The 24291-nt window shown below is 40.1% G+C and carries 15 protein-coding genes and 2 pseudogenes; 1 reads left to right on the forward strand and 16 read right to left on the reverse strand.

Features of this window, described 5'->3' with window-relative positions; all coding sequences use genetic code 11:
* Nucleotides 1-36: 36 nt before the first annotated feature.
* The 11 genes and pseudogenes from LKD48_RS00900 to LKD48_RS00950 all read right to left on the reverse strand — a co-directional run bounded on the left by LKD48_RS00900 (nucleotide 37) and on the right by LKD48_RS00950 (nucleotide 12466).
* Nucleotides 37-714, reverse strand: a pseudogene (locus tag LKD48_RS00900) (ABC transporter ATP-binding protein).
* 12 nt (nucleotides 715-726) lie between these two features.
* Complete coding sequence (locus LKD48_RS00905; protein WP_308730879.1) at nucleotides 727-1878, reverse strand: hypothetical protein; 1152 nt, start codon at nucleotides 1876-1878, stop codon at nucleotides 727-729.
* A gap of 54 nt (nucleotides 1879-1932) precedes the next feature.
* The gene (locus tag LKD48_RS00910) at nucleotides 1933-2796 is read right to left on the reverse strand and encodes a hypothetical protein (RefSeq protein ID WP_308730880.1); all 864 of its coding nucleotides are present in this window, start codon (nucleotides 2794-2796) and stop codon (nucleotides 1933-1935) included.
* A gap of 101 nt (nucleotides 2797-2897) precedes the next feature.
* Nucleotides 2898-3587 carry a response regulator transcription factor gene (locus LKD48_RS00915; RefSeq protein WP_066558166.1) on the reverse strand — a complete coding sequence of 230 codons (690 nt, stop codon included), beginning with the start codon at nucleotides 3585-3587 and terminating at the stop codon, nucleotides 2898-2900.
* Nucleotides 3588-3830: 243 nt separating this feature from the next.
* Nucleotides 3831-5222 carry an MATE family efflux transporter gene (locus LKD48_RS00920; protein WP_066557984.1) on the reverse strand — a complete coding sequence of 464 codons (1392 nt, stop codon included), beginning with the start codon at nucleotides 5220-5222 and terminating at the stop codon, nucleotides 3831-3833.
* A complete protein-coding gene (locus LKD48_RS00925; RefSeq protein ID WP_066557986.1) occupies nucleotides 5219-6418 on the reverse strand; it encodes an Mbeg1-like protein in 1200 nt (399 codons plus the stop codon). Before LKD48_RS00925 ends, LKD48_RS00920 begins: the two co-directional genes overlap by 4 nt.
* Before the next feature lie 103 nt (nucleotides 6419-6521).
* Nucleotides 6522-8618: pseudogene (gene ppk1, locus LKD48_RS00930) on the reverse strand (polyphosphate kinase 1); the annotation flags it as partial.
* 153 nt (nucleotides 8619-8771) lie between these two features.
* Nucleotides 8772-9332 carry a Gx transporter family protein gene (locus LKD48_RS00935; protein ID WP_308730881.1) on the reverse strand — a complete coding sequence of 187 codons (561 nt, stop codon included), beginning with the start codon at nucleotides 9330-9332 and terminating at the stop codon, nucleotides 8772-8774.
* A gap of 83 nt (nucleotides 9333-9415) precedes the next feature.
* Nucleotides 9416-9796 carry a NusG domain II-containing protein gene (locus tag LKD48_RS00940; RefSeq protein WP_066557991.1) on the reverse strand — a complete coding sequence of 127 codons (381 nt, stop codon included), beginning with the start codon at nucleotides 9794-9796 and terminating at the stop codon, nucleotides 9416-9418.
* Nucleotides 9793-10836: an FAD:protein FMN transferase gene (locus LKD48_RS00945; protein ID WP_308730882.1), complete on the reverse strand. Its 1044-nt coding sequence runs from the start codon at nucleotides 10834-10836 to the stop codon at nucleotides 9793-9795. The genes LKD48_RS00940 and LKD48_RS00945 overlap by 4 nt, the downstream gene beginning before the upstream one ends.
* A gap of 112 nt (nucleotides 10837-10948) precedes the next feature.
* Nucleotides 10949-12466 carry a hemoblobin-interacting domain-containing protein gene (locus LKD48_RS00950; RefSeq protein ID WP_308730883.1) on the reverse strand — a complete coding sequence of 506 codons (1518 nt, stop codon included), beginning with the start codon at nucleotides 12464-12466 and terminating at the stop codon, nucleotides 10949-10951.
* A 361-nt stretch (nucleotides 12467-12827) separates the two neighbouring features.
* Here LKD48_RS00950 and LKD48_RS00955 point away from each other — a divergent pair, with 361 nt between their 5' ends.
* Nucleotides 12828-13967, forward strand: coding sequence for an FMN-binding protein (locus tag LKD48_RS00955; protein ID WP_308730884.1), 1140 nt, complete (start codon nucleotides 12828-12830; stop codon nucleotides 13965-13967).
* A gap of 15 nt (nucleotides 13968-13982) precedes the next feature.
* Here the strand turns inward: LKD48_RS00955 and LKD48_RS00960 are convergent, their stop codons facing one another.
* The 5 genes from LKD48_RS00960 to LKD48_RS00980 all read right to left on the reverse strand — a co-directional run bounded on the left by LKD48_RS00960 (nucleotide 13983) and on the right by LKD48_RS00980 (nucleotide 24176).
* Complete coding sequence (locus LKD48_RS00960) at nucleotides 13983-15992, reverse strand: glycoside hydrolase family 2 protein (RefSeq protein ID WP_308730885.1); 2010 nt, start codon at nucleotides 15990-15992, stop codon at nucleotides 13983-13985.
* 123 nt (nucleotides 15993-16115) lie between these two features.
* Entirely contained in the window at nucleotides 16116-17417 is a 1302-nt protein-coding gene (locus LKD48_RS00965) for an O-acetylhomoserine aminocarboxypropyltransferase/cysteine synthase family protein (protein ID WP_408628567.1), read from the reverse strand.
* Between the two features lie 73 nt (nucleotides 17418-17490).
* Entirely contained in the window at nucleotides 17491-17967 is a 477-nt protein-coding gene (locus LKD48_RS00970; protein WP_066558009.1) for a hypothetical protein, read from the reverse strand.
* Nucleotides 17968-18000: 33 nt separating this feature from the next.
* The gene (locus tag LKD48_RS00975) at nucleotides 18001-20847 is read right to left on the reverse strand and encodes a DUF8487 domain-containing protein (protein WP_308730887.1); all 2847 of its coding nucleotides are present in this window, start codon (nucleotides 20845-20847) and stop codon (nucleotides 18001-18003) included.
* A gap of 26 nt (nucleotides 20848-20873) precedes the next feature.
* A complete protein-coding gene (locus tag LKD48_RS00980) occupies nucleotides 20874-24176 on the reverse strand; it encodes a DUF5107 domain-containing protein (RefSeq protein ID WP_308730888.1) in 3303 nt (1100 codons plus the stop codon).
* Nucleotides 24177-24291 lie beyond the last annotated feature (115 nt).

Genomic DNA, 24291 nt, shown 5'->3' on the forward strand with positions numbered 1-24291 from the left:
CTCCTTTCAAATTCACAACAATTTGCAAATTGCTACTCATATCTTTCCATCTTTCATACACAAGATTCGATCACACTGTCGTGCAATTTTTTCATCATGCGTTACGATTACAATTGTTTTGCCTTTGTTACAGATCTCTCGAAGAATATTCATGACTTCCTGACCCGTCTTGGAATCAAGCGCTCCTGTTGGCTCATCTGCCAGTAAAATTTCCGGATCATTTACTAAAGCCCTAGCAATCGCAGTTCGCTGTTGCTCTCCGCCTGAAAGTAGGCTCACACGCATTTTTTGCAGCTTTTTCAGCCCTAATGATTTTAACAATTGATCAATTCGAAGCTTGTCAATTTTCTTTTTACTGTAATCCAGTGGTATCCGAATATTTTAGAGTACTGTATCGTCTCGAATCAATGCAAAATCCTGAATGACATAACCAAATATTTCATTTCGAATCCTGGCCATTTCTTTTTGGCTTTTTCCCGTTACTTTTTTTCCTTTTAGCCAATACTCTCCCGATTCTGCAACATCCAAACATCCTATAATATTTAGCAGTGTTGATTTTCCGCATCCACTAGCTCCCATAATAGCTGTCATTTCACCGTTATTGATAGACAAATCAATTCCTTTTAACACCTTTGCTGTTCTTTTTCCAACTGAAAATGATTTGCAGATTCCTTGCAGCTCAATAATTGCTTTTTTTTCATTATTCAAATCCATACGATTTCACCTTCATTCATAAGTTTTAAAAATCTGACTGATTTCCATTCGATTCCATTTCAACAATGGTATAAATAAAATGACACCTAACAATACAATTCCAAACAGCACTCCTGCTATTACTGCAAAAGCTGTTTTAAAAATAATTGCAGAAAACACAAGTCCAATCAAAATTGGCACCAGTATTTGGATCATCATTTGCAAACCAATTTCGTGTTGTGTTGCACCACATAGCATATATATTGAATTTTGTTTCATATGAGTATTAATGTACTGAAGCAGCATCGTTATACTTCCTATGACACAATATAGAAGCAATGCACCTAACATTGCACAATCTCTGCTATATACATTCTGATAATAAGTATTCACCACTTCAATCTGCTCTCGAAACGATACAAAATCAAAATCAAATAAACCAAGCTCTTTTGATTTTGCAGAAATATCATTCAGCACTTCAACTGAATTTGTTTCCAATTGTAATACATGAAACAAATTTACATTTCGATAGCCATTATTGAAAGATTCTCTTGGAATCCACGGAATAATAAACGCGGAATTGAGTGAAATTATCCGATTTCCCACAACTGGTTCTAAATAAAAAGCATCCTTATCCAGTACTCCTACAATTTCAAATAGACTCTTATCTGATACCTCATTTGTGAATCTTGTTCCGATTGGATACGTTGCTGCTACCTCAGACCCCACCAAAACAGGTATCGGCTCATCTTCATTGATTTGTCCATTCCATTCGCTATCATAAAAGATACGCCCTTGCTGCAAATTGATCTGATACAGATCAAAAAAGTTTTTATTGATCTGTAAAACTTCGATGTCTTTTCCGTTCCAACGCACCTTGTCTTTCATATGAATATACATTTCAACATTCTTAGCTGTATATTCGTATAACTCTTTGCATTTTTCTTCTGCACCTTCTGCCACCAATGTATTCATAATAGTAGGTACATCAGTTTTATCAACAACTGCATACATATTTTTATGCTCACTATATTCATACATTTTTGCAGAAAACACACGCGCCTGATCAAATGTTACAGCAATGAAGGCAAATAATAGGACGGAAGTGATGATCTGTGCATAAATTGGAAGATACCTTCCAAAATACTTTCGCACCTCTCGTAATGCATATTTTATAGTTGTCATTTTACTCAGCTCCATTTCAAAATTAGTGATAGTTGATAGTTTCTCTTTTACCTTTCAACTTTGTTTTCGAAGCTCCATTATATTTTTTCTCACATATCTGTGGATTGATAATCCGCCAAATAGAATCAATATCAACCATTGAATTAGACAATTGATGATACCAAAAAGCAATGCAATACTCGTGATTTCCATATGATTTTTCGCAATTAGGATCCCAATCATCATTCCACTTAAAATAAATAGCCCTGTTGCCGCACCAAATAAAATCATTATTTTTCGAAATATTGTTCCATCTGTTCCGCCAACCATTTTTCTTACTGCAATCTCTGTTATTCTGTAATTAGCCCAGCAACTCGCAACGTTTCCAAAGTTTAACAAATTCAGCAATACCAATAACCCCATCTGCAATAAATAATATGTGGCATCTTGTGAATTTTTCAATCGTTCCAATAGATATCCCTTTGAAGAATCTTCTAACACAACAATCTGCGCATATTGATTTTTTGTTAAAATTTGATTTTGTAATTCCTGAAATATCAAATTCGTATTCTGCCCACCATCTAGATAGTAAACTCCCGTTACTGCGGTATCTGGCGCTTGCTCAAGTGCGTTGCTTTGCATTGATTCAAACTCATTTGAATAAAGCAACTCTCCATTTTGGCTATTTGCTTTTAACACATTTATGGTTTCGATTTGTGCTTTTTCCTGCAAAAATAAAAGGAACTCTTTTTGCCGAAATGCTTCCTGTGAATCTGCCTGCAGAATCGAAATTTTCATTGTATAATCTGAAAATTCCGTTGCCAATCCCCGTTCCTTATCAGTAAATGCAATGGCAAAAATTGAATCCACCATAATGATTCCACCCATCATTGCACAAAAGAAAAAGAGAATACCATACTTTTGCAAAAATTTACCCATAATCTGAACTCCTATTCGCCTCTTTGCTTGTCTACTTACCTATTTGCTTGTCTACTTACCTCTCTGCTTCTCTATTATTTAGCCACTTTCATCATAATCATTCACTCAAACTTATAGCCCTGTCCCCAGACAACCTTAAAGTGTCTCGGATCTGATGGCTCTATCTCAAGCTTTTCTCGCAAGTGGCGAATATGTACAGCTACGGTTCCCTCGCTTCCTATCGGCGTATCCTTCCAAACCTCGCTGTAAATTTGTCTTGGTGAAAAGACTTGCTTGGGATGAGACATTAAAAATTTTAAGATCTCGTATTCAGTTGGCGTGAGTGATACTTCTTCGCCGTCCATTGTGACCTGCTTTGTGCGATCATCAAGCGTTACACCTCCACAGCTAAGCACTTCTTTTTTGTTGCTGTCTTCGCTGCCTCCCAACTTATTATATCTGCGAAGCTGAGAACGCACTCTCGCTAACACCTCGATTGGATTAAATGGTTTTGTAATATAATCATCTGCACCTACATCAAGGCCTAGCACCTTATCAGCGTCTTCGCTTTTTGCAGTTATTAAGATAACTGGAACATTACTCTTTTCGCGTATCGCGCGAAGCGCCGTGATTCCATCCATCTCTGGCATCATGATATCAAGAAGAACAAGCGATACATCACCTTTTTTTACAAAATCAAGTGCCTCTCTTCCCGTATATGCACATAGAAGCTCATAGTTTCTGTTCGACAAGTAAATCTGAAGTGCCCTGACAATATCCTTATCGTCATCGCATATTACGATCTTGTCGATTTTTTCAGCAGAGGCTGCTGTTTCTTTTTTCTCTATATTAACGTTATTATTCATACTCATTTTTTCAGTGCCCTTTCTCTTTTCTGTCCATAGTATACAATCTTTTAGTTTAAGAATAAACAGGGAAAATCTTTAAATTTTGTTTAAGAAGGGCGTTGCGCGAACTGTAATTAAAAAATGAATTTAGGGCAGGCTGTAAAATAAATCAGCCTGCCCTAAATTCATTTTTTGTTTGACAAACATTTAAACAATACTGTGTTCTCGTGCTGCCTCGATTTTTCCTGTTTTATTCAGGTAAATATAATAAATAATAAATAAGATTGATGTCACTACCCATGACAATGGATAGCTAAATAAAATATTTGTGATTGTTCGATTCCGCGGAACTGCAATAAACAGCCATAAAAGACGAAGCACACATACACCGCCGCATGTCATAAGCATTGGTGTGAACACAAAGCCCATGGAACGCACTGTTCCTGAAACTACCTCAATTGTGACATATGTGAAGTAAATTGGTGTTAAGAAATATAAAATCTGCATTCCAATCTCGATAACCTGTGCATCTGTTGTGAATAGCATATAGACATATCGTCCAAAGAAATGAAGAATTACACTTAATCCGATGCTTGCGCCAAGTGCCATGCCTAAGCAAATCTTCATACTCTTACGAACACGGTCTAACTTTCCTGCACCGAAGTTTTGACCGGCAAATGTGGATACTGACACACCAAATGCATTCATGATCATCCAGAATACTGCATCGATCTTAGAATATGCTGTGTATGCCGCCATTGTATTACTTCCAAGCAGATTTACATTGGACTGAATAATGATATTAGCTATGTTATACATAACTGACTGTAAACCTGCTGGTACACCGATCTGAATGATACGAATGAGCAGCATCTTATGGAAGCGAACCTTACTCCACTTCAGGCGATAGCACTCATTTGTTCTCATCAGACAGAATGTGATTAGTACTGCACTGATAAATTGGGAAAGAATCGTTGCAATTCCTACTCCCTGAACAGACATGCGAAGCACTACAACAAATACAAGGTCAAGCACAATATTTACAAGACAAGAGAAAATCAAAATGTAGAGTGGCCGCTTTGAATCTCCGACAGCTCGCAGGATTGCTGCACATATATTGTAATACAGATTCGGGATCATACCGATAAAATAAATCTTGATATATGTTTCCGCAAGATCAATCACTGTATCTGGTGTCTGCATCCACTCAAGTGCTGTCCTTGCAAAAATAAATCCAATTGCACTTAAAATCGCGCCGCCTGCAATGGAAAGCGCAATCGCTGTATGTACGCTTCGGCTTACCATTTCCTTATCGCCTGCTCCGTAAAACTGCGCAATTATAACAGTCGCACCAGAAGAAAGTCCAATAAAGAAACCAAATAAAAGATTAATAATCGTTCCAGTTGAACCGCCTACGGCTGCCAGCTCAAGCGAGCCCGTAAAACGACCCACCACAACTGCGTCAACTGTATTATACAGCTGTTGAAAAAATGCTCCGAACAAAATCGGAAAGAAAAAGACAAGCAGCTGCTCCCATATCACACCATCTGTGATTCCCCCTGCCCTAGCTGATGAAGCAGCCTGTTTTTTCTGACTCATTTTCTTTTTTCCTCCTGTTTCACATTGTTTTCATTATGATTTTTATTGCTTATGTGTGCAGCTCTATGGCTTGTCACTGCGCGCGGTATATTTTGTCTGTCCACTGTCTTTTGTCTTCCCATAATCAGAAAACCTGAAAATGGCAAAACTGCCTTCAGCAGATTTTCCAGCTCTGACCATGTTCCCGGTACAATCTGGTGAAGCTCACGAAGCATTGCAGCCGCATTTTTTAATCCACCTTCCTGCACCTGCGTCAATGTATCAACACCAGTCGATTCCAGTATTGAAAATAAATCATCGACAAACTGTGTCCTTGCATTCTCATCAATATTTTCAAGCCAGTTACGAAGCGTCTCATGGAGTGAAATCGCTGATTCACTTAAGCTTGCTGATACAAAATGCGGACCTTCTATTTGCCAGCTCATCGCATCGTGCTGAAGGATTCCCTTAGCTGTACTTTTTATGACTTGCGGTTCTACAGGATTTTCAAGAAGCATTCCTATGATGGATGAATCTGGAATATAGCGATGGATTCGATTTTGAATTTTCTTATATGAATCACTCGTCACAAACTCATGCACAAATCCAGGACCATCATTACTATATACATCTGTAATGCGTTCCTGCACCTCTATTTTACAGGCTGCAGCTGCATATACTGCCAAATTGCCGCCTTTTGAATGACCGCTTACGCGAATAGGGGATGTACCAACACCAAATCTGTTCAAATATTCTGATGCTAACTTTTGGGCTGGCACTTCGCCAAGGCCTAGATTAAAGTCCTCTTTCCATGCCACAATATTGTCATCCGTTCCCCTGAAGCAAAAATTTTTTGAGCCATCCATAAGATCAAGCTGTACGGCAGAAAATTGAAGCTCCAGCTGTGGATTAACCATATTGACATAATTTGAAATGAGCGATGTGCGGTAGCGGTTCGACTGTGCCATCATTTTTACTATATATGGCGCCAGTCTCGTAAACGACTTGTCTGCTGCAAGTTCTTCTTCGCTATGAAGCACAAAAAAGCGTCTTGAAAGCTCCTCAAGTGCCACTCGCTCTTCACCAGCACCAACAGACAATCCCTCAAGATTCACATATGCCACAAATGACAAAAGCAAGTTATCTACCTCGTTGAAGGCATCCTGTGAAAATGTCAGATCACCCCGCCATTTCAAATAGTCCATAATATTTCCCATTGTTTCACCCGCTTTCCAAAATAGGTTTACAACAAAAAAACAAACCGCTGCGATATAAGAGAAGTATACCTCAGCGGTCTTGTAAAATCAATGGATTATTCTATTATACTCTGATGTTGTTTTTCTCTGCAGCCTCATATGCCTTTTCGTAAAAATATTCCTGTGCATTAATCGGTGGATCATTTTGAAGCTCTAGCGCAGAAGCCATCGCATATGTTGTATCTGGCAATTCGACTCTTGCCTTCTGATTATCACGAAGCATCACATCAAACATATCAAGTAGAAGCTTTTTTAGTTTTTCATTTTCAATTGGAGCTGCTACCTCTACACGGCGAAGCGTGTTTCTTGTCATGAAATCTGCTGATGCTATATATACACGTGCATTTTCTTTTACACCAAAAATATAAATTCTTGAATGCTCAAGGAAACGACCTACAATGCTTCTGACACTAATATTTTCTGTATATCCCTTTACTCCCGGAATCAGACAGCATATTCCGCGAATGACCATATCAATCTTCACTCCTGCCTGTGATGCTTCTACCAGCTTATCCATAATCTTCTTATCTGTCAGAGAATTCATCTTAAGACCAATATAAGAAGGCTGTCCGCTCTTTGCAAGCTCAATCTGGCCATCAATCATCTCTATTACGCGATTTTGCAGACAATTCGGTGCTGCAAGCAAATGCTTCAGTTCATCTGGTGTCTGTCCCATTGCAAGCGCCTGGAAAATCCTTGCTGCTTCCATTCCAATCTGCACATTTGATGTCATAAATGACAAATCAGTATACAAACGTGAGGTCTTCTCATTATAATTTCCAGTTCCTACCTGCGTATAATATTCAATTCTGTCTTCGCTTCTCTTTGTAATCAGGCAAAGCTTTGAATGCACCTTATAGCCGTCTAATCCATAAATAACGCGGCAGCCTGCATCTTCGAGAAGACGCGACCACTCAATATTATTTTCCTCGTCAAAACGCGCTTTTAATTCAACAAGTACAAATACTTCCTTGCCATTTTCTGCAGCCTCTATCAGATATTCTACCACCTTACTCTGCCTTGCCATACGATAAAGAGTCATCTTAATTGAAATCACATCTGGATCATTTGCCGCCTCATGAAGCATCTGCAAAAATGGCTTAATGCTTTCATATGGATAAGACAGTAATTTATCCTCTTTTCTGATTTGATCAAGGATTGGCTGACCCTGACTAAACATAGGAGACTTCTGCGGTACGCGCTTTTCAAAAAATAACTGTGTATTTTTTCGAAGCAGATCCTGAATTTCATAGGCAAAGGACAGATCAAGCGGTGACTTTGCATAATACACATAGCAGGAATTTAAATCAAGATGACCACAAAGCGTCTTTACTGTTTCACCGCTTAAATCACCTTCAATTTCAAGACGAAGCGGCGCCAGCTTCTTTCTTTTCTTAATCAGCTTCTCCATAAAATCGCGGTAATCAAGATCCTCATCATATAATGCATCTGCATCAATATCTGCATTTCTTGTAATTCGTATAATAGCCTTTTCCTTTACCTGATAACCTTTAAAAATCCTTGGCATATAATGAAGAATAAGATCCTCTGAGAGCATATACATATCGCTTCCCTTGACGTTAATTAGTCTTGGAAAAATTTTCCCTGATCCCGTATTAACACACGGAATAATGCCAAGACGCTTTTTCCCGCTCTTATTCTCAAGCGCTGCCACCGCATAAAGCTCGCGATTTCTTAAAAATGGAAAGGTCTGTCGTTTTCCAATCATGGATGGAGATAATAGCGGCTCTATTTCTGCCTGAAAATATGCTCTGAGTCGTGTACTTTCCTGTTGAGTGATCTTATGAAAATCTACCAGACGCACTCCCTGCTTTTCCAGGCTGTGCATAATCTGTGTGTACACGATATCCTTTCTCGCATTTAATTCCTGAACACGCGGCAAAATTGCACGGATCTGCTCCTGCGCCGTCATCTGTGTCTTATTTTCACGCTCTCCTTTTCCTAGCAGTTCCTGATCAATCAGTGATCCTACACGAACCATGAAAAATTCATCCAAGTTACTCTGATAAATTGCCGCGAATGAAAGACGCTCGCATAGCGGCACCTTTATATTCTCTGCCTCCTCCAGTACACGCTCGTTAAATTTAAGCCATGAAAGCTCTCTGTTCATAAAAATTTCTTTTTGCATCTTTGCGCCTTTTCCCTTCTGTGCCTTGCTACATTTTTATTTGATATTCTGCCTATCGCAAAGCAGTGTAACAGCACTCGGTCAAGTCTGCGACGCATTTATGTAAATTTTAGGTAAAATAAAAAAAACTGACCTGCCAACTTTCCTGACAAATCAGTTTTTTTCTTATTCAAAATAGATTTTTAAAATTTTTTGCAGTCTCTTTGAGCACACATGGGCTGCCAATCCTGTAAAGCAGCCTGTAATCATTGCGCTGAGCATTAAAACAGGCAAATATGCCACTACGCTTATAGACTGTGTAATCACAATTGCTGCCAAAATTTGTCCGATATTATGGGCGGCAGCTCCGCACATACTTATCAGCACTAGAAATTTTTTCTTAAGGAGCGCACTAATAAGGCTCATGACAAGCCAACACAAAACACCGCCAGACAAACTATAAAAAAATGAAATCATCTGTCCGCCAAACATACTTCCAAGAAGGATTCGCACGATCAGCACAAAGAGTGCTTCCTTTGGTCCATATAAAACCAGTACAAGAAGTGTTACGATATTGGCTAGTCCAAGCTTAATTCCTGGAATCGGTACAATCGGACCGATCATGGATTCTGCCGTAAAGATTGTAAGCGCAATCACTGAAAACATTGCAAGCGCTGTCATCTTTTTGATATCCATTTTATTTGCTTTCTCTGCTGTATTCCTTTTATCTTTTTTCTTTGTTTCCATTTTTGTTTATTCTTTCTTTCTCAAAAAATCAGACAGCTGCCATATATATACAAGTTACGTACCGCATGGTGACTCTATTGCCTCTAGTATGTCAGCACATCAAATTCATCATCCGTTTCTTCTGGTGCCGCCGTGATCACAAGATGATTTGGCAGACACACAATCGGAAGAGAACCTTTTCCTTTCCACACGGTATGCATACAAATCTTATCCGGGCAGCTCGCACCGCTCACATGAATCCCGTCTTTGTCTACAGTAATCTCATTCCAGTTTTCGCCATCTTCAATGCGAAATGTCTCTTCGTGATCATTCGAAATAATTTTAATTAATGTTCCATTCTGATAAATTGCTGCGCTTGCCGATTCTTTTTTTGCCAGAAATTGGTGCGCAGTCCAGACCGCAGACAATATAAATATCAAACTTAGTATTGAAGCGATTATAATTGCTCGTTTCTTTTCGCTCATTCTTCCACCTGTTCATACGAGGAATCTGTCAATGTAAACATATCTTTTAATCCATCTGTTACAATCACCTCTTTATCCTCAGTTACAAACACAGCCTCTGCCTGATAAGTCTCTAGCAGCGACAGGCTGTCTTCATAACCAAGCACAAAGCATGCAGTAGACAGGCCATCGCTTAGCCATCCGTCATCACAGACAATTGTGACGGAGATTAGTCCGCTCTCTGCCGGATATCCTGTCTTCGTATCTAAAATATGATGATAGCGAACACCATCTTCAATCACATATTTTTCGTAATCTCCAGATGTAGATATACTGCATGTTCCATCAATCGTTAGTGAACCGAGATATGATTCGCCATCTTCATTGCGTGGATTTGCAATGCCGATCTTCCACGGTTTTCCATCTGGCTTTTTTCCATACGTCAAAATACTTCCGCCAACAGATACCACCGCTGCGTCAGCACCTGTCTCTTCTAACATTTTTCGTGCTTCATCACATCCGATTCCTTTTCCGACTGCTCCAAGATCAATCTGCACACCATCTTTTAAAAACACTTCACCGTCACCCAGACTTATTTTTTCCCAGCCAGTCTCTAAAAGAAGCTCTGTCAGCTCGCTTTTTGATGGAATATATGGATTGTCACTTTCCAGATTCCAAAGCTGCGACACACGGCCTAATGTCGGATCAAATGCACCGCTGCTTTCTCTTGCAAGATCAAGCACATTTTCCAGATAGCCATATGTCCACTTTGATGGCATAACAGGCTTGTTCTCTGATGCATTTTCATTGATATTGGCAATATCGCTGCCTTCAATGCGCCATGATAAATATTTGTTTTCAATATCAGAAAGCATGTCCATAATATCTTTTGCAGTTCTATCCGAACCATAAACACGGACGCTGCAGTCTGTTCCCATTGCAGTATCTGTTATGCTCTCGCTGTCAGTCTTATCAGCCCAAACAAACTGTGTGCCAATGCATGAACAGACCATAACACAAGTTATTTTCAAAAGGCTGGCAAAGCTTTTCTTTCGATTCATGAAAATCTTCCTTTCTCTCATTTGTTGCTGTTCTATATTCTGCAAAAAGGCTGGCTACTAGTCATATGGCAGCCAGCCTTTTGCTTACTATCTACTATTTCAAATTGTTTTATTACTGTGCTGTTACAGTTCCCTTTACTGCTGGATATCCAGTTGCTTCTAACTCGATCTCATAGGAATCGCTTCCGTCAAATACCTTAACGTTTCCATCCTGACCTTCAATTTCAGCATCCAGATTTATGCTTCCATCCTCATTGAATAAGATACCTGCAATGCCCTTGGCCTTTACTGGCTCGCCATTTACAATAACACTTGTTACCTGTGCCGCATAGTCAGCACCAGTCAGTCCCTGCTCATTATCTGCGATTACAACAGCATTATTTTCAATAGAAACACTGCCTTCTTCTAAGCCAGATTCAACAAGTGTGCTTGACTTCTTGCTTGCATACTTGTCATCTGAGAAGGTAACTGTATAGCTGCCCGGCTTTAAATCACCGCTCAGAGTAATTACGTTGTCCTCTACGCTGTAAAGTCCATCTTCTACGGCAGTACGTCCTGCTGCGACAGCCTCTACACTATAATCACTGTCATCTGGTGTTGTATATGTGATGTTGATTGCAGTGCCATCCTTCTGGTAAATAACACTCTCATCTGTTGTAATGGAATATTCTTCTCCAAGAAGCTCCTTGCAGTACAGATCAGTCTCAATAGAGATATCATCCTGGTCTGCCAACATGTAAGTTACCTTTGTGATTGTCTTTCCCTGAATATCAGCAAAACGCTGCCATGACGGTGTATTTCCATGTGGCTCAGTCATCTCTTCTGCCGCAAATGCAATCTCATTTGCACGCAGCCATAAATTGTCCAAATGCTCAAGTCCATAAATTTCTCCATCAGATGTTTCAAGAAGTGCACCCTGAATATCAGCAGATTCAATCTCAAGACCGTCAAAGTCGATTTGATAATTTCCCCATGTCGAAACTGTTGCAAAGGAAACTGTTACATTTTCTGCCTCTTTAGTTGTTCCAATTGTCTGGCTTAAGGTACCATCAGAATTGATTACCTTATACTCAGCCGGAACTTCTTCTGATACTTCTTCAAGTGATGATACGAACTCAACAAGTGGATTGCTGCACTCAGTACCAGCTTCGATTGCTGCCTTTACATCATCATACAATGTCTTTGGAATTGCCACATTTACACTGGATGGTCCTAAAATATCGGTTCCATCGCCATTCTGCTCAAAATAGCTTTTTTCAAAACGCTGAGATTTCTGGCTTGTCGCAGAAGTAACAGAATCATAAATGCCTTCCTCACGAAGACCTGCAGCCGTTACCTTATCCTCTGCATCATACTGACCTGCAGCTGCATCCTCAAGTGCCTCTGGCTGTACATGATTGATCTCTCCATAATAAAAATCTGCATATGGAACATTAATCTTACCAAAGTAATATTCACTTGCCTCAATGCTTACTGTCTGTGCCTCATCCTCTGCACCAGAAGCTTCCTCTGTCTGTGCCTCGCTTGTTGCCGGTGTGCTCTCACTCTTTAAAACTCCTCCAAAAGCACTCATATTTCCTGCTGCTATTGTACTTGCCGCCAACACAGCTAATGCCATTTTTGTTCTCATAAATGATATCTCCTTTAACTTTATATTGCCGATGGCAGTTAGTATATTCTAACATGATCATAAAAATCAACACCCTTATTGAGAAAAAAAGGTTATTTATATAAAAACAGCAATTTGACGTTTTCCATATGTTTTATTGTGAGTCCGAGTTAGTTATTTCTAACAATTTTCAATTATACTTTTCCTCTTATATGAACTGCCATTCTTTATTTTTGTCTATTTCTTGTTAGTTTATGCTAACTTTATGTCTTTTTTTCGTCTTTTTTGTGTTTCCTGTTTGCTTGTGATGTATTTTTCCTTATGTTACACTACATTTATTCCTTATAATATAAATCGTATACACGGAGGTAATCAAATATCTATGTTATTTATTTTTTCACTGATAATCGCATCAATCTTTGCACTGACTGCAAAATCCACGATCAAACGTCATCCGTATCCGTGGTACATCGGTGCACTTGTGCTTACACTTTTCGTATCGCTATTTCCTTTTTCACGGAATTTGCCAGAGGCTGTCACTTTTCTTCTTGATCTATTTCGCCGCGGTGCCCTTTCATGCGCACTCTGGTGTATTGTCATGTGGACAGGTGCCTTCTCTAACGGTTCTTGGCTGATTAAGCGCTTAATGCCGGTGCGCGGTGAGCTTTCCATCTTTGCCGCAATGCTGACGCTTGGTCACAACATTGGCTATGGAAGAACTTATTTCGTGCGTTTCTTTACTGATGCATCCGCACTTCCTGCCAATCAATTTGCTGCCTGCATAATTACTATTATTCTTCTTATCATTATGATTCCGCTTACTATCCTTTCTTTTCCAAAGATTCGTAAGCGCATGAAAGCAAAAAAGTGGAAGCAGATCCAGCGCTTTGCTTACCTGTTTTACGCGCTGCTCTACCTCCACATTATGCTGTTATTTATTCCGCTTGCCAAAGATGGCAAGGATGGCTACTACTTTTCTGTAATTGTTTACACGGCAATTTTCCTTGGATATGCAATCTGCAGAATACGCAAATGGTATTTCCTAAAGAAAAAGCCGGAACACCGCCGTGAATTTACATCCATTTGCTTTGGGTTATTTCTTGCTGTTATGGTTATTATCTGCGCCGTTTCAAGCCCAAAAGATACTATAGCTGATGGCAATTTGAATGCAGAAATGACTAAAAATACAACTATCGAATCTGAGATTGTTTCCACAGAGGTTTCTCAATCTTTTGATGATACGACTCTCACCGATGGCGTTTATGAGGGAAAAGCCTACGGCTATGATGGCGCTGTAAAGGCAACAGTCACAATCAAGGATGGCAAAATCACTGATATCTCCTGCAGCAGTGCCGAGAGCGACCTATGGTACTTCGATAAATGCAAAGACAAGGTTGTTTCTGAAATTCTTGAAGCACAAAATACCAATGTTGATGCAGTTTCCGGTGCAACCTACAGCTCAAATGGAATCAAAAAAGCTGTGCTTGATGCATTAAAACAGGCTGGATTCCCAGCAAACTAATTAGGCGCACATAAATCAAATGAAATATGAAATACTCTCAGCTCCATTTGGTCTTTGAATTGCGATACGTGCCAATTGTGACTGCGCATCGGCAAGAAAGATTTTCTGCGTTTCACCCGGCTTAAGTGGGGTCAGTGCGGTATAGCTTATTAAGCAGCCTGTCCCATCAAAGCCTGCCAGATGATATCCTTTGGCCTCATAGCATGGAAGTGCATTTTTGTTTGCAATCACAATTTCCACGCCTGATGTTTTCTCATCTGTATTTACCGCGTTGATCGATGAAATATATAGTGGTGCACATTCACGCTTTACAGTCTCATAGGATGGCTTTGGATTTCCATATAGATCTGCAGAACCGTGAACTCTGCGGCGAAGACGTCCCTCACCTTCTTCGCCCATCTGAGTACGGTAATCATTTAAGCAAAACCATATGATTCCACTTATACCAAACTCACGATAAATCTTCATTTTCTCCATGAAAATCTGCTCACGTCTCGGATCACCGCCTGCGAAGGCTGGCTCGCAAAGACCAAACTCTGAAATTACCATCGGCATTTCTCTATGTGCATCCCAGAAGCGTTTAATTTCTGCCCTTGTATCTTTGTTTCCATGCCATGTGCCAATGTAATCATTTGCCATGATAATATCACCGAGCGCAGTGGCATCTTGCGGCGTATTCCAAATGGTATTGGAAACATAGGACATCAGGCGATTGTGATCCTGCTCCAATATATATGACTTCATATTCTTTACATATTGTGCCGTTATCGCGCTCTGTCCGTCTAGCTCATTTCCAACACCCCATGCAATTATAGATGGATGATTAAAATGCGCCTCCAACATTTCATCAATCTGCGCTTTTACAAGAACTTCTTCATGTGTAACTGGCTCTTTTGGCTGTCCCCACAGAGGAACTTCTTCCTGAACAAGCATGCCATTTCGATCACACCAGTCAAATAAAGCGTCGTCCTGCTGCCAATGTACTCTGGTAAAAATGCAGTTGCATCCTTTTAAGATTGTCAGCCAGCGCGCAATATCTTCCTTTGTTTCTGCATTTCCGATACGCGGATCAGAACCTGGCATCCACTCTGTACCGACTAGCTGTACATTTTCTCCATTTAATACAAACTGACCGTCGTGAGCGATTAGGCTTCGAAATCCTACTGTACTTTCCACACAGTCCATTTCTTGTCCATCTGCGACACGTATCTGATGAATACAAAGTGTATATAGATGCGGATGATCAAAATGCCAAAGCTTTGCTTCATTGAATACAAAGGAAAACTTTGAATCAAATGGTGCTTCTCCTATATAAACTACGTTTCCTTTATTTTCGGATGCTCCCTCATACAGCTCATATTTCCATATAAATGAATCTGCTGTTCCTTTATTTGAATCACAAAGTTCACTTGTCTTATTCGTATTTCCCCACATGGACACTTCTGCCTCTATCATGACTGGTGCCTGATGAACACAAAAATTTTCTGTCTGCTCAATCATAACATTCTGATGGATATGAACAGCTCTAATTCCATTTTTTTCACATACATTTAAGTATACTGGTCTGAAAATTCCACCGTCATCTGCCCAGTCAAATTGACGATCCCACGGCAATGCCTGAGGAGAATACTCATTTGTTCCACGGACGATCAGCTTATTTGTACCACTTTTTATAAAATCTGTGACATCGAGCTTAAAACTGGTAAATCCTGCACCATTGTGTGATCCAACAGATTTTCCATTTACCCAAAACTGTGCGTCACGATAAATGCCATGGAAATCAAACCAAACTTGCTTATTCATCCACTCATCAGGAACCGTAAATGTATACTCATACCAGTAAACACCTCGATATTCTTCACTCTCGCTGTCTACATTAAATGTATGCGGAAGCATAACATTTTTTACTGTTTTATTTTGATTCTGTTCAAGACCAGTTATCTGCCAGCCCTGTTTAATCCCGATATTTTCAGGATCCAGACCAAACTTCCATCCTTCATTGACTGCAGTACATTTTCTTAACATGATTTTTCCCTCCAGTTATCTTTCTTTATGATAGTGTTACATTATCATACCTTTGAGAAAAAATCATTGTTATGCCTTGCCATCTTGTTATAAAAAATTGCGCTGCCCCACTATTTTTATTGCTTATTCAATTGCTGCCAATGCCTGTGCCAGATCTGCAATCAGATCTTTCTTATCTTCAAGTCCACAAGAAATACGAACCAGTCCTGCCGGAACACCAGCTGCTGCTAACTGCTCGTCATTCATCTGGCGATGTGTGGATGTTGCTGGGTTTAAGCAGCAGGTACGCGCATCTGCAACGTGTGTCTCGATTGCTGCAAGCTTTAAGTGCTTCATAAATGTCTCTGCTGCTGCACGGCCACCCTTTAACTCAAATGAAACAACACCGCATCCTCCGTTTGGAAGATACTTCTTTGCGCGCTCATAGTACTTGTCTGTAGGCAGTCCAGGATAATTTACATAAGCAACCTGCGGCTGTGCCTGTAAAAACTCTGCTACGGCCTGTCCATTTTCAACGTGACGCGGCATTCTTACATGAAGTGACTCCAGACCAAGATTTAAGATAAACGCATTCTGTGGAGACTGGATACATCCAAGGTCACGCATCAGCTGAGATGTACACTTTGTGATAAAAGCACCACCCATGCCAAATTTCTCTGCATATGTAACTCCATGATAAGATTCATCAGGTGTACACAGGCCTGGGAATTTCTCTGCATGAGCCATCCAGTCAAAATGACCGCCATCTACAATTGCACCGCCAAGTGCTGCACCATGTCCATCCATATATTTTGTTGTGGAATGTGTTACGATGTCTGCACCCCACTCGATTGGACGACAGTTTACCGGAGTCGGGAATGTGTTATCCACAATTAACGGAACGCCATGTGCATGAGCGGCCTTTGCAAACTTTTCAATATCAAGAACTGTCAGTGCCGGATTTGCGATAGTCTCACCAAATACAGCTCTGGTATCTTCTGTAAATGCTGCATTTAATTCTTCCTCTGTGCAGTCAGGGGAAACAAAAGTAGCACGAATACCCATCTTTGCCAGTGTTACAGCAATCAAGTTATATGTTCCGCCATAAATAGATGAAGAAGCTACGATATGACTGCCGCACTCACAAATATTAAACAGAGCAAAAAAGTTTGCTGCCTGTCCTGATGAAGTCAGCATCGCTGCTGTACCGCCTTCAAGTTCTGCAATCTTTGCTGCAACATAGTCATTTGTCGGATTCTGCAGACGGCTGTAAAAATAACCGGATGCTTCCAAATCAAATAACTTGCCCATGTCCTCACTCGTATCATACTTAAATGTCGTAGACTGAATAATCGGAATCTGACGCGGTTCTCCATTTCCCGGCGTATAGCCTGCCTGCACACATTTTGTATTTAATGTATAATCACTCACTGTTTTGCCCTCCATATAATGTCATTTTTTTGCAACTGTCCCTATAATACCATATATAAATGGAAAATTCTAGTATTATCTGTAGGATTCATCCAAGCATATCTCTAAACCAGGCATCTTCTAACATATTATAAACATGCTCATTTGGTGTGCCTGCCCAGAGCTTATCTGCCGAAAAATATGTTTGATTGCTCTTGCCCATCATTTTTTTTGCAAATGCTCCTATTGCACGCGATCTTGACTGTCCGGCATAACAGTGAATTAACAGAGTATCTACATCCATATGACTGCGAATAAATGCGATAACAGAATCTGCCATATTTTCATCAAACAATACAGCCCCTTCTGTTTCCTTCACCACATCATCAAAATATAAAGTAAGAACGCCTTTACAAAATTTATTTTCTGCAAAGGTAACACCAAAACCACCTGTGTGAGTATCCTGAATCGAAATGACTGCATATGTATCTTTTCTTTTTGCGTCCTCCTCACATCCTGCCGGATAATAATGATCCATCACAAAATCAAAAGCTTCATTTAATGACTTAACTAATATTCGTCTCATATGCACTCCTTTCGAAATTCAACTGGTTTAATGTCAGATACTTACTAACGTCTCCCACTCTATGCTCTGCTTTGGTGCAAATGCCTCGGAATCCAGATACTTGTAAATTGATCTAAGAAGCGCTTTTCCTTCTGGATACTGCTGCAAATCCTGAAGTCCTAGTGTGGAATAGAGAAGTTTTCCATTTCCGACGCGGCACTCAAACAGCTGCGCCATTGGTCTTAAAAATGCATAGCTGTCCATTTCTGTAATAATAGCATCAAATGGCTGTTTTACTGCATCTGGCAGTATGACAGCTCTTTGATTTGCCATCGGCCACCACTGCCAATTTGTATGGCTCTCTGTTGGAAACTCCTTAAACAATGGATGATCTTTTTGAATCAATTGTCCCATCGCACCTTCCTGTCTTCCAAACGTTCCAACAGACCAGAAATCTGTTGAGAATTGAGCACGAATTGAATTATGGAAGGAGCTTTCCTCTGACTTTGGCGAATAATACACTATACCGCCGTTATCAAGCACCTTCTTTGCCTGCAAATCCAACTTAGTTGTCTCATAAACGCTTTCTGGGCATTTGGGCATTTCATTCTTATAAATCCAAATCGGATATGAATTAACTGCATCTGCAATCTTAACAGTAAGATCACAGCGAACTGGTGCTGTAATTTTATTATTCAGTTCAATCTTTAATGTTCCTGCTTTGCTAAGTGTTCCCTTTGGGCATGAAACAGCGCTCATATGACCACTCTTTAAAGCGACCTTTCTCACATTATTTAATTCTTCATTAGGCATATATGCCCACAATGTCCACTCCAGATCTCCAGCACAGTCTATCTTTCCATAATTGGCTACCTGCACATCTGCACAAAATGTCTCACCTTCTTCATAAGTATACTTTTCAATACCAACTAATACAAGCTGTTCTTTAAAGAAAGCTCTAAAATTTTCTGGTTTTGCAAAATCAAATGGCTTTGGCTCTAAATGTGAATCAAGCATTCCCACAAGAGCAGTTCCCTGTCCCGGAAAATCCTGCAGTCCAAGAAGTGAAATACCAGACAGATCTTTTGTACGCATCGCAGCTTCGATCTCCTCTCGGTAACAAAGCCTTGAGAGTTCTCCAGTTGCCTCAACGTACTTCTTCCAAACAGGCTCTAATCCCTTTTCGCGAACCATACGCTGAATACGTCTATAATTTGCTGGATCAGAAATCCCCTTAAAATGTGCAAGCTCATCAAAATCAGGTAGAACTTCAAACTGACCAACTTCAAAGCTAAACACTGGCTTTTTATACTGCTCTCGAATCTTTCTTAAGGTTTCATCAAAATTTGTCTTCGCATTTGGATACTGATTATTGATATAGCCCTTAATGTTAACCTTTGCCAGCTTTCCATTTGCCTTTTCGTAAGCATCAACTTTAGCTGCTTCCTCCGGTGTCTCTGGATTTCCTGCAAGCGTTCCTCTTATTCTGTAATTATAGAAACTTTGTGATGCATAGAAATCACTTTCCTCATCGCATCCTTCATTTCCATAATGTGCATTTGACGCATTAGCATAAAGTCTTGTCGGATCCTGTTTTTTTGCATCCTGCAGCATCTTGTGCATTCTGCTTGTGCCAAGCGCTCCGCAATGAAGCTCATTTCCAAATGTAAGCATGACAAAGGATGGATGATTGGCAAGTGCTTTGATAATTTGGCGCAGTTCCTTTTGATAATATGAGAAACTTTCATCAAATTCAAATGCATGCTTTGGATCCCAGTGTGAAAGCTCTGGCTGCATCAGAATGCCCATCTCATCAGCTGCAAAAAATGCTGCCTCCGGCGGACAATGAGAATGAAAACGCACCATATTGATGCCATAATCCTTATATGTCTGTAAAATATTCTTCCACGCTTCCTTTTCCATTGGAATATAGCCCGTCTCTGGAAACTCTGCACAGTTTGCCTCACTCCTAAGGAAAATTCTTCTACCGTTTAATGACAGATGACCATATCCGTCATCACCAAATGTACGAATGCCGAAGCTAACTGTCTTTTCATCTGCTTTTTCACTTTCAGATGACTGTAAATCATTTTTATATAGTGCAGCTGTTAGTTCATATAACTTTCCATCATATTCATCCCAGTTTGCTGCTGATGATGAAATAAGTAAATCCTCTGCCACAATTGTTTTTCTGGAATTTGAAGTCGTTACTCTAATTTTTTGCTCATAGTCCTGCGCAAGTGCACTGCTTTTTAAAATAAGCACGCCTTCAAATGGTTCATCATATGTATCAAGATCTATCTCTGCGCAAAGCTTTCCTCCATCCTTAGGATATACGCGCACCTGCGATAAAAATGACTTACTTTCCTCACGAAGACGAATATAACCAAGAAGTCCGTTCCAATTTGTCTGTGTCTCATCTGTTGCTGCCGATGAATAGACAATCGCATCGTGCGGCAGACCCGGATAACTATTATCTGACTCAACGCGAAGTCTATGAATGCCTTCATGACCAGTAAGTTCAAATACATGCGGTGTGCTTATTGTCTGTTCCTCGTATGATGAAATTTCCTCACCGTCTAAATAAACACGCACACATCTGGCACGCTCAATCTCAAAGAAAGTGCGGCATTTTTCTGCTGGCGCAATCGTAATTTCCTGCTCAAAATATGCCGGACCTTCATACGTATGCTTTCTTGTAAATCGTGTTGCTATTACATCATCATCAAAACTCTGCGCAGTTGTCTCATCCGGATGACATGAGTTATCGAGCCGGTCTTCATGACCGACTCCAAACTCATCAAGTGTTCCTGGCAGATATACCATTTTATTTAGAGAAGCTTCATTCTCTCCCGGCAGCATAAGCTGCCAGGGTTTTGTTGTTAAATCTACTAGTCTCATGATTTTCCTCGCTTTTTGTTTAACATTTATTGTTTCTGATATAATGTTGCCATCATATGAGACGGCTCTATTTCAAGCGCCTCCTTTAAAAACTCTGCTGCCTTTTCGCGGTTCTGTAAGCCAATATTTCCAAGTGCCATCAGATAACAGCAGTGTGCACGATTTTTCTTTGTATAATCCTCATCAAAAATCAAAAAATCAGGAAGTGATACAGCAAAATATTCAATCTTGCCCTCATCATTTAAATGCTGCTCACCATAATCAATCAGGCGATAAAAACGTGATTTTGCCTCTCTTGTTTTGCCTAATTTCTCAAATGCAAGTCCCTGATAGAGAATCATATCGGCTGGCTGATCGTTGTAGTACATAGCACCTGCCGGTTCATCTGTTCCAATCGTAGCAGTCTCAAAGCATGTTTTTGCCTCATCATGCTTTCCCTGTGCTTCAAGCGCAAGTCCAAGATGATAAAACAGATGATTATCCTTTGTTCCCTCTAGCTTGCCTTCTCCAAGATTTTCTGGATATACAAGTGCTTTTTTAAGCAACTTCTCTGCCTGTTCATATTTTTCTGATGCCAAGCACTGTTTTGCCATCTCGAGTAAGGAAATAGTATACTGCGTTGTAATCTTTCCTTCGCCGCCCTCCCACGGATGGAAACGGCGCCCCATAATGCAGCGATAAGCACGTTCATACTCTCCGCACATATTCATAAGAGTAATATATTCAATATACAAATCATCGCGGCTCTCTGCAAGAGATGGATCTTCATCATATTTTGCTAAACGTTCTTTGAAGCTATATCCAAGCTTTTTGTACAGCTGATCTAATTCAAGGAAAATACGGGCATCCTTGCGGTTTAATGAAAATGCTTTCTCTAGCTCACGCTTAGCTGCCTTAGAATCACCCATCTTGTTGTAATAAGCCAGCGCAAGGTTTCTATGAACAATTGAAAATGTGTCATCTGCCTTCTCTGACATTTCCCACAATTCAACAGATTTCTTCCACTGCAATTTATCATAGAAAAGATTGCCCAAGTAATAAGGTGCCTTCTTTTTGCAGCCATTTTCAATTGCAAATGTAAGTACGGCAATATCATCAAGCTTATTCGGGAAGCAATAATCTGAAACACATCCTTCTGCCTTCTCAAGTGACTTCTTTGCTGCCTCATCTTCACCCATTTTTTCTTCATAATAAGCCGCATAATAATACAGCATCGGGTATTTCTTTGTGCACTGCTTTAAAACTAAAACGGCATCCTCATATGCACCCCACTGTGCAAAATCTCTTGCTGTCATCAAATAATTTTCCTGGAAATTACGCATCAGTCCATTCAAGTCGTCAAGCATTTTCTGCTTCTTTTCTGAATCATTCTCTGCCTTTATTGCCTCAAAACCAGATACAAAATCAAATGGATCAAGCTCTAAATTGTCCTCGATCATACGAGCTGCAGCCTTTTCTTTTCCAAGCTTTGCAAGAAGCCATGCACGTAATCCTCTCGCCTTAATGTTATGCACATTTTTAACAAGTGAGCGATCAATGTGCTCAAGTGCAGTTTCAAATTGACCTTTCTTTGCTGCAAGCGCTGCCATATAATAGAAGGACATTTCCTGCTGTTCATTGCTCCATGCTGCCTTATAAAAAGCATCATAAGCCTCATCTTCTCTTCCAAGGTAACACAAATCAAGTCCCAACAGATAATATGCTTCACTGTTGTATGGATTAGGATTCTTCCAGGTCAGACGTTTAATCGCTGTTCTAAAATAAGGTTCTGCCTCCTCAAATAAGCCTCTTCTCATCAAGAGCATACCATATGCATTGTTAATGCGAATATCATCTGGATCACGCTTTAATCCCTCTAAGTAATAAGGATCTGGTCTCCATGTTGCATGACGATACTGTTCAATATGCTGTCCTGTTAAATACAGTTCCTCATTTGTCATAATCTTTGATGGCTCATCTGCTGCCTTTGCCGGATCTGGAAGCTTTGGAATTTCTTCCTTCTCTGGCTGGTATGCAATTAAGCTTCTGCCATCTGCAAGAACTTCAACTTTCAGATCTTCTTCCTGCGTATCATCTGGCAGTACTACACTCTTTTCAAAAATGTCAACAGGAGAAATCATTGCGCTCTCATCACACAGCACACCGTCCTTTCCTGTCAGAATAATTCTTGCTTTTTCATATACAGCTGTTGCATAGACAATAATCTTTGCAGTCTTCTTTCCAGTTGCTGTATCAATTGCTTCCGAAAGTGAAACAGCAGCTTCCTTTGACGCGTTCTTTACCTGTCCAACTTCCTTGTATGGCATAAAATACTGTGTGAATGTTTTCTCCTCAAACGGCTTTAACCATGTAAAGTCAGGCTGATTATCTGTAAACATACCTGTCATCAGCTCTACATATGGGCCATCCTCATCAGTCAGGTTGCGATCCCATGCCTTTCCAAAATCACCGCAGCCCCAGGTCCACTGCTTCTTTCCTGGTGAAACATGATGGTCTGCCACATGCAAAATACCAGCATGTTTTCCATAGTCATATCCTCCGACAAAATCATACTTTGACTTTTCTGCCATGTAAGAAGTCGGGACTGGAATATTCTTGTAACGTGAAATATCTACGCCTTCGCTGTAATCCTTCTTATAATAAACACCCGTCGCAATTGGAAAACGAGAAACATCTCTCTTTCCATGATCCATAACAGCGTGAACATCCGGCGGGAAAATGGACTGTGTGTTGTCATTAACAGGAACTGCTGGATTTGCCCACCAAAGAAATGTCTGCGGAAGTGATGTGCGGTTATACAGCTGTCCCTTGATTTCAATATAAGCTTTTCCCGGGTATACGCTAATTCTCATAAGTCCCTTTGTTCCATACATCTGATCCACGTCATGACATAAAACAGAAACGCTTCCATCCTCATTTTCCTGAATTTCATAATCAACTGGAAGAAATGTTGTCGGACGATGATGCTGCGGCCAGTTAAATTCAATACCTCCTGAAATCCACGGTCCCGTCAAACCAACAAGTGCCGGCTTGATCACCTGGTTATAGTAAACAAAGTCATAATCATTTGTTTTATCATATGCCCTCTGGATTCGTCCGCCAAGCTCTGGAAGAACCATAACCCTAATGTACTCATTTTCTAGCCATACTGCCGTATATTCCTTATCCTTCTTCTCATCACTTATTTTTTCAATCGTCGGATACGGGTATACCTTTCCGCAGCTTCCCTGATACACACGTTTTTCCAGAAAAATCGGATTCTTCTCCGCCTCTCCAATCTCATATGTAGGAATCATGACTTTTTCTGCCCATACACTTGCCTTTTGCATAATTGCCTCCTGTTTCGCTATTATTTTCTGTTATTATTTATTTACTTGAATCTTTCTATCATTTTCAATATTGTTTTATTTACTTTCAATATTTGCTTTTACTATACTACTGTTT

Source organism: Anthropogastromicrobium aceti (genome assembly GCF_020687335.1).
GTDB classification, from domain to species: domain Bacteria; phylum Bacillota; class Clostridia; order Lachnospirales; family Lachnospiraceae; genus Anthropogastromicrobium; species Anthropogastromicrobium aceti.

Bases quoted from the DNA above. Each gene is read 5' to 3' on its own strand.
- LKD48_RS00955 (WP_308730884.1), top strand. From the start codon at position 12,828: ATGTTATTTATTTTTTCACTGATAATCGCATCAATCTTTGCACTGACT.
- LKD48_RS00975 (WP_308730887.1), bottom strand. From the start codon at position 20,847: ATGAGACTAGTAGATTTAACAACAAAACCCTGGCAGCTTATGCTGCCG.
- LKD48_RS00965 (WP_408628567.1), bottom strand. From the start codon at position 17,417: ATGGAGGGCAAAACAGTGAGTGATTATACATTAAATACAAAATGTGTG.
- LKD48_RS00905 (WP_308730879.1), bottom strand. From the start codon at position 1,878: ATGACAACTATAAAATATGCATTACGAGAGGTGCGAAAGTATTTTGGA.
- LKD48_RS00940 (WP_066557991.1), bottom strand. From the start codon at position 9,796: ATGAGCGAAAAGAAACGAGCAATTATAATCGCTTCAATACTAAGTTTG.
- LKD48_RS00925 (WP_066557986.1), bottom strand. From the start codon at position 6,418: ATGGGAAATATTATGGACTATTTGAAATGGCGGGGTGATCTGACATTT.
- LKD48_RS00970 (WP_066558009.1), bottom strand. From the start codon at position 17,967: ATGAGACGAATATTAGTTAAGTCATTAAATGAAGCTTTTGATTTTGTG.
- LKD48_RS00910 (WP_308730880.1), bottom strand. From the start codon at position 2,796: ATGGGTAAATTTTTGCAAAAGTATGGTATTCTCTTTTTCTTTTGTGCA.
- LKD48_RS00920 (WP_066557984.1), bottom strand. From the start codon at position 5,222: ATGAGTCAGAAAAAACAGGCTGCTTCATCAGCTAGGGCAGGGGGAATC.
- LKD48_RS00950 (WP_308730883.1), bottom strand. From the start codon at position 12,466: ATGAGAACAAAAATGGCATTAGCTGTGTTGGCGGCAAGTACAATAGCA.
- LKD48_RS00980 (WP_308730888.1), bottom strand. From the start codon at position 24,176: ATGCAAAAGGCAAGTGTATGGGCAGAAAAAGTCATGATTCCTACATAT.
- LKD48_RS00960 (WP_308730885.1), bottom strand. From the start codon at position 15,992: ATGTTAAGAAAATGTACTGCAGTCAATGAAGGATGGAAGTTTGGTCTG.
- LKD48_RS00945 (WP_308730882.1), bottom strand. From the start codon at position 10,836: ATGAATCGAAAGAAAAGCTTTGCCAGCCTTTTGAAAATAACTTGTGTT.
- LKD48_RS00935 (WP_308730881.1), bottom strand. From the start codon at position 9,332: ATGGAAACAAAGAAAAAAGATAAAAGGAATACAGCAGAGAAAGCAAAT.